This is a genomic window from Mangrovimonas sp. TPBH4, from assembly GCF_001280505.1.
Lineage (GTDB): Bacteria > Bacteroidota > Bacteroidia > Flavobacteriales > Flavobacteriaceae > Mangrovimonas_A.
This window is the reverse complement of the sequence record NZ_LBIO01000066.1, coordinates 12,596-27,837: the sequence shown is the minus strand read 5'-3', so window position 1 is coordinate 27,837 and position 15,242 is coordinate 12,596. Positions and strand designations below refer to the sequence as shown.

Genomic DNA, 15,242 nt, shown 5'->3' with positions numbered 1-15,242 from the left:
TAAAAATTGGATTAATATGAATTACAAATGTAATAATCCTATGGATGAATCTCTAATCTTTTAGAAACTGAATATTTCTTTTCAATCCAGTCAACTTAGTACGCTTAACTGCAGACTTTTTAAAGACTTTGTTGAAGGTTTCCTCGGTGATTTCTTCCCAATCCTTTTGGGTCATGGAGAGCAAATCTGGGTGTGGATTGAAAAGCGGCTCACTATGAGACTTTGAAAATCGGTTCCAAGGGCAGACATCTTGACAAACGTCGCAGCCAAACATCCAATCGTCAAATTTCCCTTTGAATTCTGTAGGAATATTGTCTTTCAGTTCAATAGTGAAATAGGAAATACACTTACTACCATCTACCACATAGGGATTGACAATGGCTTCCGTAGGACAGGCATCGATACAGGCGGTACAACTTCCGCAATGATCGGTTGTTGGTGTGTCATATTCCAATTCAAGGTCCACAATCAGTTCTGCAACAAAATAGAAGGACCCTACTTGTTTGGTGAGCAAATTGCTGTTTTTTCCAATCCATCCCAAACCAGATTTGGCCGCCCAAGCCTTGTCGAGCACTGGCGCCGAATCTACAAAAGCACGTCCATTTACTTCGCCAATCTCTTCATTTATAAACTCAAGTAATTGTTTTAATTTATCCTTGATGACAAAGTGATAATCTGTTCCATAGGCATATTTGGACAACTTAAACGAAGTATCTTCCTGTGTTTTTTCTGGGAAATAATTTAGTAATAAAGAGATGACACTCTTGCTGCCCTCTACCAATTTTGTAGGATCCAAGCGCTTGTCGAAATGGTTTTCCATATAACGCATTTCTCCGTGCATATTACTGTTAAGCCATTGTTCCAATCGAGGAGCTTCGTCTTCCAAAAATCCAGCCTTACTAATGCCACAGGACAAAAATCCAAGTCGTTTGGCTTCGTCTTTAATACTTTTTGTATGGGCCTGCGGGGGTTTCATTGGGCCAATGTACAGCGAAAAAACCAAACAATAAAGCCGACCAAAGTCGGCGATATTAATTACTGTCCAATAGTCTATTTACTTTTCCCCCTTCCTAGTTGCCATAAGGTCCACTAGAAACGTTATCCACAGACCAAATTTCACCATCACGAGTTACGACATAAGCAGTGTTTTTCACAATCTCTAGAGATGTTGGTCTATCCAGACCTGTCGCTACATCAGAAAAAGTGCCATTTTGATTTGCTTTGACCAATGCTCCCGTATTTTCAAAAGCTTCAGAACCTTCTCCAAGTCCATTCCATTCTCCTTGAGAAAGTGCAAACAAACTTTGACCACGACCTAATTTCACATCAACCAATAAAGGTGACCCCGACGCTACAGGTGGCGCATAGGTTGAATTTTCGGTAAAGTAAACTACCTTGCCATCTTCGGGGTTGTGAGGCACAGGTCCCGCCTCTGCCATATAAATAGTATTCCCTGATACCGCTATGCCCGTAGGTACGATATTTGCAAAAGCTTTCATTTCAGAGATGATCCCGTCAGTAGTCACATGCAATACCCGGTTGTGGTGTCCATCGGTAACTAAGAAACCGCCTTTATACGTTTCTATGGCATATTGCAGGCCCATTGGCAAAAAGTAGCTTGTATTTGGAGGATTTGCCTCAGAAAATGCTCCGAGATCTGCAATCACCGTAAAGCTATTGGGACCATCTATTCTATAAATCCCAACCAAATCAGTAGTTCCGAAAAAAGGACCGACCAAGGAAACCAACACATAGCCTGTTCCCCCAATAAAAGCAATGTCCATAGCACCTCCTATCCCCACATCGGGAATCATGGTTGGCAAACCACTGGCAAAGGTTGTTTTTTCCCAGGTTTTCAAATTAAATCGAGAAATTTCTCCTGTTAGGGTTTCTGTCACAAATAAATCCCCGCCAGGACCAATAGCACTCCCTGCTCCGCCAACAATTCCCTCATACATCAATTGGGGAACACCTGGGGAAGAAGAAGCTTTAGCTGAAGAAGTAGACATAACAGATTCAGGTTCCACATCTGTTAGTTCATTGGAACTGCACGAAAACAACAACCCAAGTAGCACCAAAAAAGAAATAAGCTTGGTTGCAGCGAGGATAGGGTTCTTAAAAAAATAAACTGGAGCTTTTAGTGAAAGGCATTTGGTTAACATAATGATACGTTTTTAAGTTATACTTATTGCTATCAATCAGTACCAAGTGGCTTTAGGAAGAAATTGTTTTAAAGATACATTTTGCTCCTCTCCTACAATTGGAAATTTCATTCAATTATTAGTACGAATCATTCAATACACATGAATAGTCTTATGAAAGCTCCTACTTTTCAACCTTGCTTACTGAAATTTTGTGGGGGTTTCACCAAATTCATTCTTGAAAACTTTAGAGAAATAGGACGCATCGTTAAAACCAACTTCATATGATATTTCCGTAATTGACTTAGTAGTATTACCCAATAATATTTTGGCTTGCTTAAGTCTATAGGAACGAATGTATTGCACTGGGGACACTTTGAACGCCGACTTAATTTTTCGATATAATTGGGAATCGCTCATAGCCATATGTTCAGCCAATTCCTTGGGTCCAAACTGAGTGTTTTGATAATGATACATTAAGGTTTGGTTGACCTCTTCCACAAAATTAAGCTGTGAGTTTTCTAAATATCCGTTTTTTGGGGATGACATTAATCCAACAGTCTTATTCTCCAAACACTCTTTTGTTTTAATAAGACTTTCTATCAAAGCGAATAACTCTTTTTCATCAAATGGTTTGGTTAAGTAAGCATCGGCCCCTTTATGTAAGCCATTTAATTTACTAGAATGTCCTGCCTTTGCCGTAAGCATAACAATTGGAATATGATCTGTTTTAGTCACTTTTTTTAAATTTTCAGTAACTTGAAAACCGTCTATATCCGGCAGCATAACATCACAAATGATAAGATCTGGGATATAGGTAGTTGCCAATTCGATTCCTTCTTCTCCATCTATAGCCGTAATTACATCATATGTTTTATTTAAGATTAAACGCAAATAGTTCCGTACATCTTCATGATCCTCAATAACCAAAATATTCGGCTTTTCCTTATCCAATCCCTGAAACTGTTTTAAATTCTCGTTTTTATGATGATCTACCATTTCCTTGGGCTCAAATGCATCTTGTACAAACTGGGCTGAATTATGGATTGGTATTATCAATTCTACCTTGGTTCCAACATCTGGTAGACTTTCCAAATTGATGTTTCCCTTTAAAACTTCAACATATTGTTTTGCTAATGACAATCCAATTCCAGAACCTTTCTCTGATATTTTATTTGCATTTTTGGATTGGTAATATTTTTCAAAAATCTTGCTCTGCTCCTCTATAGGGATTCCTATCCCAGAATCTGTAATCGCAATGTGCAACTTATTAGCGTCTCTGGCTAAAACTAAAGAAACCGTCCCTCCATTAGGTGTGAATTTTATAGCATTGGACAGAAGATTTCCCAAAATGCTTTTGATATAGTTTTTATCAAAATCCATTACTATAGATCGTTCCTTAATTTCTACATCGAAATTAATATGCTTCAATTCGGCCAAAGTCATGTAGCTGGAAGAAAGATAACGTATATAAGAAACTATGTCTCCCTGAATCATTTGCTGGTCCATCAAACCCTTTTCATTTCTTGATAGCTCAATGATATTATCCACCATATGCACTAGATTGGAAGCATTTCTTTCTATCAAGTTTAAATTAGGATTATGTTCTTTAGGTATCAATCCTTTTAAATATTTTGTAATTCCTAAAATTACAGTGATAGGGGTCCTAAAGTCATGGGTAATTCCAGAATAAAAATGAGCCATGGAATCATTGACCTCTTTCAATCTTCTGGATTCCTCTAGGGCTAGTTTTCGTGAGAGTAAAAATCGATATAACCATAAAACACCTATAATTATGAGGAATAAATAAACACCCTTTGCCAAATTTGAATTCCACCAAGGCCCTGTGATATCCAACTGTACAGTATAAGAAGGCTTATCCCAAAGACCTTGAAAATTACTCCCATTAACTTCTAAGGAATAGTTTCCAGCAGGCAAATCTATAAGTTGTAAATCGGTGCCTACCATTTTACTCCAGCCATCGTTCCCTGGTGTAATGCGATAATAAAGGTTTTCAAGCTCTTCTGACGAATACCCTAAAGTAGAAAAATGCAACTGCAATGGAAATTCGTCATACCTCAGATTAAATTGTGGTGCACGTTCAAAATTATTAAGCATCCATTGGCCATCTGCCTTACCTCCCTTAATATCTGACAAATAAATATGTTTCTTCGTAACGAACGCATCTACCTTTTCTGGATCAAAATAGGTGATCCCAAAATCCCCGGCAAAATATAATTGTCCGTCGGCAGTTTTAAACTTACCACTGGACCAGTCAAAATTCTTAATACCCTCTGTGGCTCCATATTGTTGAAAATTGTCGGTTTTGGGATTGTACTTTATAAGCCCTTCCCCATAGGTGGTAAGCCAAATATTGTTTTGTTTGTCGCTCAATAAACTAGGAAAAACAGGATTGCTAATACTTGGCACATCTGTCCAAGACTTAAACTTCCCTTTCCCCAAATACTTACTAAGCCCTCCAAATGTTGAAATCCATAAATTTCCTTGAACATCCAACTCCACATCCAAGATAAAATCTGAACAAATGGATTGTGGATCTTCACTTTTTGTATAAAGGCCAACAATTTCAGCCGCTTTGTTATCTGGAGACACCTCCAAATGCAAGAGCCCTCCTCCCACAGTGCCTACCCAAAGGGTTTTGTCATTTACTAAAAGGGACGTTGGATAATTGGTAAGTTTATTGTGTATGGATTGAGCGGTAGCCTCTAAATGGTTAATTTCAAAATTTCCATTTTCCAATTCAAAAATATTATAAATACCCTGTCCGGAAGTTCCAATCCAAACCATCCCCTTTGTATCTACCTGAATACACGAAATTCTATTTGAACCAAGTATAGACCATTCTTTACTTGAACCAGAAAAGGTATTGAGTTTTGGGAATTCGGGATTAAATGTATCCAGATCTATAAACCCCAATCCAAAGTTCCCTCCAAACCATATCTTATTCCGAATGAAATCCTTAGCGAGACACAACACTTGCGGATAGCCCTTTTGTTGTTTACCATGTACATCATCTAGGCTGAAATAATACTCCTTACCATCACGCCTTAAGCCTAGACCTCCCTCATATTTCCCGTACCAAAGATCTCCCGAATCTCCCAATATGGAAAGTACAGCCCCCCATTCAGAAGCTTCATTATTGAGGTCGTAGATACCTATATTCCCAAAAGTGGATGGATTCAAGTCAAACAAATACAGGCCCTTTCTAAATACAGATATAATTTGATTGTTTCCAAAATTGAGCAACGTACCATACCCAGCAAAGGGTAAGTTGTTACTCTCTGTAGTAATATTATCTTTAAAACTCTCGGTCTTAATATCAAATTCCAAAATCTTACACGCAATAGAAATCCAAAATTTATGGTCCTTGGCATGTACTATGCCATTTCTTACAATTCCTGGGCTATTTTGATAAAATGGCAATTCAATTTCCTTCAACTTTAAAGTTTCTAGATTGTAAATATAAAATCCAGTAGTAGCTCCCAGTAGCACCTTATTCTGATAAATTTCTATTGAATGAATTGCTCCCTCGAAATCCAGTTCTTTTTTAAAGGTGCCTTCAATATCTTTTGGATTTGTAATAGTGTAAACCCCTTGACTGGTACCAAGCCAAATCTTCCCTTGGCGATCTATCTTGGCTGAAAAAAAACTTAGATCCTTAAAATGGTATTTCAATAAGCTATTTGGCTTACCAAAATTAGCAAACTCCACTAAGCCAGCCCCTCTAGTAAGGAGTAGTAATTGGTCTTCAGCTCCTAAAATAATGTCAAAAACATGCCCTCCCATTTCCTGAAAGCCATCCAAATCTACTTTGTTGAAAGTATCAGAACTTCTATCTAAATAAGCCAAATCAAAATCGAAACCGGCCACCCAAAGACGATTGTATTTATCCTCGCAAACAGTATAAATAAGGTTGTTAGGAAGTGTATTTGCCTTACGGGAATCCCTTGCGTAGCGCTTATATTCTCTACCATCAAACCTATACAGCCCAAGCGAAGTTGCTAGCCACAAAAAATCATTGTGGTCCTTATGCATATCGTAAACCCGCGCCCACGGCTCTTTTTTAATGTCAAAATAGCTTATTTCAAAATCGCTTTGAATATTTTGGCCATTAGCCATCGAGAAAATGATTAGGAACAAAATTGTGAAGAAAGATGTTCTATTGGCCCGCATAATACCCTAGTTTTTGTTGTCTTATAAAACCGAAAGGGGCCATTACTAAATATACAAAATATTGAACATTCATTTTCAACAATAGATTTTCAAATAAAAATCGCCTAGGAAAAAGGCGATTTTTATTTTTAATTATAATTCTCTACCAGAGGTGTCAAGGCTAATGATTTTTTTCTGTTTGTCCCTTACTATCTGTACATAATAGATTCTTTCAACATCTTCTTCTAAGTGATATGACACCTCATAGGATGTTTTCTTAAGCGACCAGTTTGGATATAGTTTCTTTATATTACTTCGCACAGCAAAAGGCAATGCAATATCCTTAAACTTTTCAATCGATCTTAAAATTATCCCATCTTCATTAAATGTGGCAAATATTTTTCCGTGTCTATACTCAAACTTCAATGGAAAAACCAGGGATTCCTCATCATACCATTCTGAAGCTTTTAGATCGAAAGTAGCAACCTCCTTCTGTAAATTAATAATTCCTGTAGCGGCATTGTTATCAATTACCTTATTAGCGTAATTTAAATTGATGGTTGTAATTTCAACAGGCTTTAGGTGAATTCCATGCACCCCTTCTTCAAATTGAGCCTGTACTTGGCTGGCGAGACCAATAAACATTAAGCCGATAATGATTTTTTTCATAATTGTCCGTTTTTTGATTAAATGATTTATTTTGATGATGATTCTTAACAATTACACCTGAAAAGGATAAAACACTACCGGCTTAACTAAACCTAAATGCCAATACCACAATGCTAATAATGTATAATGCTGCGCTAAGGAAGAAATAACACTGATAAAGACTTACAAACCTTTACCTTCAATTTTCTAAGATAAAATTACAATGATGATGGAGAAAAGACCATGATAAAATCTTCAATAAATTGTAATTTTCAGTCATGTACTGGCTGACCTCTCCCTTTTGAATCTTTAGGAAATGGGATGAAACGCCATTTCAACATCCACAGGTTTCAAAGTGATAAGCGGATTGATTTTCACTTCAGTTTTATTAGTGGAAATTTGAAACTTTTGAAGAATGGCATTGATGGTCAGCATCATTTCAAACATGGCAAAATTGTTCCCAATGCACAAACGTGGACCAGCACCAAAGGGCATATAGGCAAAGGCCGTTGATTTTTTATTATCTTCTGAAAATCTATCAGGATTGAAGACTTCAGGAGTATCCCAATACTTGGGATTCCTGTGCATTTCATAAATGGAAACGCCCAACAAGGTTCCTTTTTTGATATGAAATTCCCCTAAAGTGTCATCTTCCAAAGCCAGCCTATCGGTAATCCAAGCCGATGGATACAAGCGCATACCCTCTTCAACACATTGTTTGATGTATGTAAGTTTTGGAAGGGCATCAAAAGCTTGGGTAGCATCCGTGATAGGCAATGAATTAACTTTAGCCTTTTCCAATTCCTTAGGATTTGTAGCCAATAAAAACAACGTAAAGGTCAAGGCATTGGCTGTAGTTTCATGGCCAGCCACAAACAAAATCAAAATTTCATCAATGAGCTGGTCGTTAGTCATGTTTGAGCCGTCTTCATATTCGGCCTTCAACAACATGTCCAACAAATCATCATGATGCTCCTTTGACGCTCTTCGTTGGTTAATTATATTTTCAATAATCCCCCTACTCTCTTTTACCAATTTCAAGTGATATTTCATGTCACCTTTTAAGTGATACCACAAACGTTTATGGGGTTGGCGTATTTCCTTTACAATGAAATTTTGAAGTTCTGCGATAATGAACTGGAGTCGTTTAAGAGTATTTTGATCGGCTGAATAATTAAACAAAGATTTGGCAACCACTTCAAAGGCCAAGGTGTTCATCAAAGGATACAACGCTTCCATGCTACCCGTTGGAAAACTGTTGACCTGTTCATTGATGGTCGTATCAATAATAGCCACCAACTGTTTTAATTTATCCTTATGAAATGCCGGCTGGATCAATCGGCGTTGCTTTAGCCAATAACTTCCAGTAGAGGTTAAAAGTCCATAGCCAACGTATTTCGAAAGAAACTGGGTTTGCAGTTTTGACTTCTCATAAAGCTTGTGCTGCTTTTGAAGAATATGTTTGGCAATCTCCGCATCTTTAGTCAAGATAATAGGCGGATTGAATGGCGTTTTAATACTGAACGATTCTCCACTAGCGGCAAACATTTCCTTATGAAATGGAATTGGGTTCTTGGCAATTTCGGATGACTTGAGCACAAAATTTAAAAAAGAAACTCTTTTTGGATATTTGTATTTAGTCATGAAAAATGAATTTGAGGAAATGTAAATCTACTAAAACAATCCCCCCTGAATACCTCCTTTAACTCTTCCGAGATGTTTATAGGCCAATTCGGTGACTTCTCGTCCTCTTGGAGTTCGAATGATAAAGCCTTGCTGAATCAAAAATGGTTCATAGACCTCTTCAATGGTTTCTCCACTTTCACTTACTGCCGTTGCCAAAGTGGTAATTCCAACAGGTCCGCCTTTAAACTTATCGATAATGGTGGTCAAGATCTTATTGTCCATTTCATCCAAACCATGAGCGTCCACATTAAGCGCTTTTAAGCTGAATTTGGCAATTTCTATATCAATCCTACCATTTCCCTTTATTTGGGCAAAATCACGCACCCTACGCAGCAATGCGTTGGCAATCCGAGGTGTTCCTCTACTTCTCCCAGCAATCTCTATAGCTGCTTCCATAGAAATTGGGACATTTAAGATATTGGCACTACGTTCAACAATGGTAGATAACAATTCTGTGGAATAATATTGCAGTCTACTGCTAATACCAAAACGGGCCCGCATTGGGGAAGTCAACAATCCAGATCTTGTAGTGGCACCAATAAGTGTAAACGGATTTAAGTTGATTTGAACGGTTCTGGCGTTAGGGCCAGATTCAATCATAATATCAATTTTATAATCCTCCATGGCCGAGTACAAGTATTCCTCCACAATAGGACTTAAACGGTGGATTTCATCAATAAACAATACATCCCTCTCATCTAAATTGGTCAACAAGCCCGCAAGATCACCAGGCTTGTCCAAAACAGGTCCAGAAGTTACTTTGATACTTACCCCGAGTTCATTTGCCAAAATATGGGCCAAGGTGGTTTTACCCAAACCTGGAGGGCCATGAAACAACGTGTGATCTAGAGCATCACCTCTAAGGTTGGCTGCCTTTACAAAAATCTTGAGGTTTTCCAATACTTGATCCTGACCCGTAAAGTCATCAAAGGACAGGGGACGTAAGGCCTTTTCAACATCCATTTCCTCTGGGGAAAAGTGTTCATTGGAGGGGTTTAAATTGTCATTCATACAAAAGCAAAGATAAACAAAAAGCCTTTCTGAAAACTCAGAAAGGCTTGTTATGATTTATAAGAAATGAATTCTCCTAGTGTTGTAATTCTTCTTCTCCGTCCATTAATGGAACATTTTGAGGTACGAAATCTGCCTCGTGACCTGGCTTGCTATAGTCGTAAGCCCAACGGTGTACGTGAGGAATTTCACCTGGCCAGTTACCGTGAATGTGTTCTACTGGAGTTGTCCATTCAAGGGTGTTGGATTTCCATGGGTTTTGTTCAGCTTTCTTACCAAAGAACATGCTGCTAAAGAAGTTGTACAAGAATACCAACTGGAACGCTCCACCAATTAATGCAAACACAGTAATTACTACGTTTACGTTTGCCAAATCGTCAAACAATGGGAAGTTAGAGTTAGTATAGTAACGTCTTGGTAAACCTGCCATCCCGATAAAGTGCATTGGGAAGAATACCCCGTAAGCACAGATTGCAGTAATCCAGAAATGTAAATACCCTAAGTTTTTGTTCATCATACGACCGAACATTTTTGGATACCAGTGGTAGATACCAGCAAACATTCCATACAATGCAGAAATCCCCATTACCAAATGGAAGTGAGCCACTACGAAATATGTATCGTGAACGTTAATATCCAAAGCACTATCCCCTAAGATGATTCCGGTAAGACCTCCAGTGATGAACGTCGATACCAAACCAATAGAGAACAACATGGCAGGGTTCATTTGCAAGTTACCCTTCCAAAGTGTAGTGATATAGTTGAATGCTTTTACAGCCGATGGAATTGCAATCAATAATGTTGTAAAGGTAAATACAGACCCTAAGAATGGGTTCATACCTGATACGAACATGTGGTGACCCCATACGATAGTCGATAAGAATGCAATTGCCAAAATTGACACCACCATGGCACGGTAACCAAAGATAGGCTTACGTGAGTTGGTAGAAATAATTTCCGAAGTAATCCCTAATGCAGGTAACAATACGATGTATACCTCTGGGTGCCCTAAGAACCAGAACAAGTGCTCGAACAATACCGGAGACCCTCCTTGGTAATGCAATACTTCACCTTGGATAAAGATATCAGATAAGAAGAATGATGTTCCAAAACTTCTATCCATGATTAATAATAAGGCTGCAGATAATAATACAGGGAATGAAATAATACCGATGATAGCAGTTACAAAGAACGCCCAAATAGTCAACGGTAAACGTGTCATAGACATTCCCTTTGTACGCATATTGATAACCGTTACAACATAGTTCAAAGATCCTAATAAAGAAGAGGCGATAAAAATAGCCATAGCTACCAACCAAAGTGTCATACCAGCTCCAGAACCTCCCTGTGCCATTGGCAATGCAGAAAGTGGTGGGTAGATGGTCCATCCTGCTGCAGCTGGGCCAGCTTCAACAAACAAAGACAATACCATGATAACACTTGACAAGAAGAACAACCAGTAAGATACCATGTTAAGGAATCCTGAAGCCATATCTCTTGCTCCAATTTGCAATGGAATTAATAAGTTACTGAAGGTACCACTCAAACCGGCCGTCAATACAAAGAATACCATAATGGTTCCGTGAATAGTTACCAAAGCCAAATAAATATCGGCATCCATAACGCCTCCTGGTGCCCATTTTCCTAATAAGGCTTCAAAAAGTACGTTTGGTTCTTCCGGCCATGCAATTTGCATACGGAACATAAGCGACATAACAATTCCGATAATTCCCATGATAGTACCTGTAATCAAGTACTGCTTGGCAATCATCTTATGGTCCATACTAAAGATGTACTTAGTTACAAAAGTCTCTTTATGATGATGCCCGTGATCGTCGTGAGCGTGAGTATCTGCGTGTGCTGACATAATCTTATATCGTTTTAATCTTTTTTTAGTTAGCTGTTATAGTATTCTTAAAAGTTGCTTGCTCCTTAATCCAAGCGTCATATTCCTCTTGTGTTTCCACAATGATCTTCATTTGCATGTTGTAGTGAGATTTTCCACAAATCTTGTTACACAACAACAAATAATCAAATTCATAAGGATCTAAAGCTTCATCGCCACCAGCAACTAACTCTTTACTTTTCTCTGTTCTAATCTCATTGATGTTTTTCACTTTATCAACGATATCTGGGTTTTGACGCATTTCAGCAGTCGTAATCGTTGGAGTAAATGCAAACTGAGTAATCATACCAGGAACACAGTTCATTTGTGCTCTAAAGTGTGGCATGTATGCTGAGTGCAATACATCCTGAGATCGCATTTTGAACAATACAGGCTTTCCAACCGGTAAGTGTAATTCTGTAGTGATCACATCATCTTGAGCATTTGGATCAGATTCGTCCAAACCAAGGATGTTAGCACGGTCGTTATCAATTAATCTTACGTTAGCCATACCCAATACATTGTCTTGACCAGCGTAACGAGCTTTCCAGTTAAACTGTTGTGCATACAATTCAACCACTAAAGGATCGGCATCTTCATCTACATTCATGATGCTTGTCCAAGTGAACAAACCGTAGATAATCAAACCTGCCAAAGTAATTACAGGAATAATAGTCCAGATAGCTTCCAACTTGTTGTTATCGGCATAGAATAAAGCCTTTCTTCCTTTTTCACCTTTGTATTTAAATGCGAAGTAGTGTAGTAAGAACTGAGTAATCGTTTGTACGATAAAGATAATTACCAATGAAATGGTCATTAAGTTATCGATTTGTGGTCCGTGTTCTGAGGCAGAATTGGACAATAATGGCAAGTCTCCCCATTTAACGATACTAACGATCGTTATAACATAAATGAAGACTAAGAAACCTATCATTAAATAGCCATTAAGTTTGTTGTCCTTATCATCGGCAATTTGAGAATTCGATACACCCACTTGGGCCAAATCAAATATCTTCACCATTTGCCAAATTGCAATAGCTATAAATAGTACTATTATAATTGTTAAAAAAGCAGTCATTGTCGTTTCTCTTCTTTATTTAGTTATATTAATAATGGAAATGTTCACTTTCTTTAATGTATGGATTTCCTTTGGCCAATAACGGTGCTTTTGTCAAGGCAGTAAAGACTACAAAGATGAACAATCCACCAAATAACAATACCGAACCAATTTCTGGAATTCCAATAAACCATCTGTCACCAACAGTTGCAGGCATGATCATGTTGAATATATCTAGGTAGTGACCTGCAAGGATAACTACACCAGCCATAACAACAAACCAAGGAATACGTTTGTAATCACTGTTCATTAACAATAATAATGGGAACAAGAAGTTCATGGCAACCATACCTAAGAATGGTAATTTGTAATCTTCTAAACGCGTTACGAAGTAAGTTACCTCTTCTGGAATGTTAGAATACCAAATCAACATGAACTGAGAGAACCATAAATAGGTCCAGAAAATAGAAATACCGAACATGAATTTAGCTAAGTCATGCAAATGGCTATCATTTACAAATGGTAATAAACCTTTGTTTTTAAGATAAAGTGTAATCATAGCAATTACAGTAATCGCACTTACAAACATACTTGCAAACACATACCATCCAAATAATGTAGAGAACCAGTGAGGGTCAACACTCATAATCCAATCCCAAGACATCATGGATTCTGTGTAGATGTAGAATACTAGGAACGCTGCAGAAATACGGAAGGACTTTTTAAAGTTTTTGTTATCATCCGCGTTATCTTGAGCGATAGAGAATTTACGAGCAAAGTGACGGTATAAAGACCAACCTGCAATAAAAATAAATCCTCTAATAGCGAAGCCCCAAGTGTTCAACCATCCAGCTTTGCCTTGGATCAATTTATCGTGAGCTACTACTTCTGGATCCATCCATACAAATAGATTGTAATGACCAATAGTTCCAGAGGCTACACCAATCAATACCACTATTACTGCACCAGGTAATACATAGGCAGTAATACCTTCCATAACTCTAAACAATACTGGAGACCATCCTGCTTGTGCTGCAAACTGGATAGCGTAAAACGCCAAGGCTCCAAGTGCTATCATCATAAAGAAGAATGCTGCTACGTAAAGTGCAGACCAAGGTCTGTTGGCAATTTGGTGTTGCACATGCTCTATATGCTTTTTGTGTGCATCTTCATGGTGAACTTCTTCACCGGCATGTCCTGCTGCAGCATGTGTGTCATGTGAAGCTGCAGGCGCTACATGAGCTGCTTCGGCATCATGTCCTCCACCGTGGTGGGCACTTTCAGCAGCAACTATGGCTTCTACCTCTTCAAAAGATTTATGAGATGTCATAAAACCAATAACAACTCCTATCGCTCCGATAATCATTAATGCGATAGAGAATGTCTTTAATCTATTTGAGAATGTATACATGTCTTTATATAATCTTTATCAATCTTATTTTTCTAATTTCGCTTTTAAGTCCATAACGTAAGCAACCACATGCCAACGCTCTTCCTCACTTAACTGATTGGCATATGAACCCATCGCATTTTTACCGTAATAGATAGTGTGGTATACACTCCCATCTGTAATGGCACGTCCAGCGTCGTCATATCTTGGGATACCCAATATCTTTTCGCGCTTTACCAAGTTCCCTTGGCCATCTCCTTTATTACCGTGACAGATTCCGCAGTAGATATCGTATAGTTCTTTTCCTTTAGCCAAATCTACTTGAGTAGAATCCAAAGGACTCATTAAATTAGCTTTTGCTAGGGCATAGCCTTCTGCAGTATTGTCAAAGTCGAATGGTAAATACCCTCTTGCCACGGTTCCTTCTGCAGGAACTTGAGCTTCCACTCCGTTTGCAAAGGCATCAGACTCTGAATAGGTCTCATATCCTACCGACTCGTACATGTTTGGCATAAACTGGTAGTTTGGTCTTGAATCTTTTTGACAAGACACAAACGCCACTGCTATAATTGATAAAACTGTTATTTTTATTAAGCCTTTCATCTGTAAATTTCTGTTTTTTATTGTCCTCAGATGCAACTCACAAAGCGTTTAAGAAACTTCCAAAACGCTCTGTTCATTTCATATTAATGTGCTTCGTCTTTGTTAACTATATTAATTTCTACTGCACCGGTTTCCTTAAGTAGTTGCTCCAATTCAGCTTCATTACCGTGAACTGGGATTTCCATTAAGAAATGGTCATCTGTAGTTCTTGGATCCGGGTTCTCAGCGTTCTTGAATGGCCACATTCTACTACGTAGGTAAAACGTGATTACCATTAAGTGAGCTGCAAAAAATACGGTCAACTCAAACATGATAGGCACAAATGCAGGCATGTTTTCTATATAACTAAAACTAGGTTTACCACCAATGTTTTGTGGCCAGTCCTCGATCATGATGAAGTTCATCATTGTGATGGCTACCGTTAAACCAATACATCCGTAAATAAAAGCTGCAATAGCTATACGTGTTGGTGCCAATCCCATCGCCTTGTCTAGCCCGTGAACCGGAAATGGCGTATAAACTTCTTCTATATGATGTTTCTCAGCTCTTACCTTCTTCACTGCCGACATCAACACATCGTCGTCGGTATATATTGCGTGAATTACTTTTGATGAAGATTCCATATGCTGCAATTAGTTTTTAGAGTTG

At 38.2% G+C, this 15,242-nt stretch carries 11 protein-coding genes; all 11 read right to left on the bottom strand.

Features of this window, described 5'->3' with window-relative positions:
• Positions 1-52 precede the first annotated feature (52 nt).
• Positions 53-976: a tRNA epoxyqueuosine(34) reductase QueG gene (gene queG / locus ZA05_RS17325; protein WP_053992944.1), complete on the bottom strand. Its 924-nt coding sequence runs from the start codon at positions 974-976 to the stop codon at positions 53-55.
• 94 nt (positions 977-1,070) lie between these two features.
• Positions 1,071-2,162 (bottom strand): hypothetical protein, encoded by a 1,092-nt coding sequence (locus ZA05_RS17320; RefSeq protein ID WP_053992943.1) that lies wholly within the window; start codon positions 2,160-2,162, stop codon positions 1,071-1,073.
• 180 nt (positions 2,163-2,342) lie between these two features.
• On the bottom strand, positions 2,343-6,281 hold the full coding sequence (locus tag ZA05_RS17315; protein ID WP_053992942.1) for a response regulator: 3,939 nt from the start codon (positions 6,279-6,281) through the stop codon (positions 2,343-2,345).
• 186 nt (positions 6,282-6,467) lie between these two features.
• Complete coding sequence (locus tag ZA05_RS17310; RefSeq protein WP_053992941.1) at positions 6,468-6,983, bottom strand: hypothetical protein; 516 nt, start codon at positions 6,981-6,983, stop codon at positions 6,468-6,470.
• A gap of 288 nt (positions 6,984-7,271) precedes the next feature.
• Positions 7,272-8,606 (bottom strand): cytochrome P450, encoded by a 1,335-nt coding sequence (locus tag ZA05_RS17305; protein WP_053992940.1) that lies wholly within the window; start codon positions 8,604-8,606, stop codon positions 7,272-7,274.
• Between the two features lie 30 nt (positions 8,607-8,636).
• Complete coding sequence (gene ruvB / locus ZA05_RS17300; RefSeq protein ID WP_053978114.1) at positions 8,637-9,659, bottom strand: Holliday junction branch migration DNA helicase RuvB; 1,023 nt, start codon at positions 9,657-9,659, stop codon at positions 8,637-8,639.
• Positions 9,660-9,735: 76 nt separating this feature from the next.
• Positions 9,736-11,526, bottom strand: a complete 1,791-nt coding sequence (locus ZA05_RS17295; protein ID WP_053992939.1) for a cbb3-type cytochrome c oxidase subunit I — start codon at positions 11,524-11,526, stop codon at positions 9,736-9,738.
• 25 nt (positions 11,527-11,551) lie between these two features.
• Positions 11,552-12,622, bottom strand: a complete 1,071-nt coding sequence (locus tag ZA05_RS17290; RefSeq protein WP_053992938.1) for a cytochrome c oxidase subunit II — start codon at positions 12,620-12,622, stop codon at positions 11,552-11,554.
• 28 nt (positions 12,623-12,650) lie between these two features.
• Positions 12,651-14,012: a hypothetical protein gene (locus tag ZA05_RS17285; RefSeq protein ID WP_053992937.1), complete on the bottom strand. Its 1,362-nt coding sequence runs from the start codon at positions 14,010-14,012 to the stop codon at positions 12,651-12,653.
• A gap of 24 nt (positions 14,013-14,036) precedes the next feature.
• Positions 14,037-14,504: a cytochrome c gene (locus tag ZA05_RS17280; RefSeq protein ID WP_082333833.1), complete on the bottom strand. Its 468-nt coding sequence runs from the start codon at positions 14,502-14,504 to the stop codon at positions 14,037-14,039.
• 173 nt (positions 14,505-14,677) lie between these two features.
• Positions 14,678-15,217: a DUF3341 domain-containing protein gene (locus ZA05_RS17275; RefSeq protein ID WP_053992935.1), complete on the bottom strand. Its 540-nt coding sequence runs from the start codon at positions 15,215-15,217 to the stop codon at positions 14,678-14,680.
• Positions 15,218-15,242: the final 25 nt, after the last annotated feature.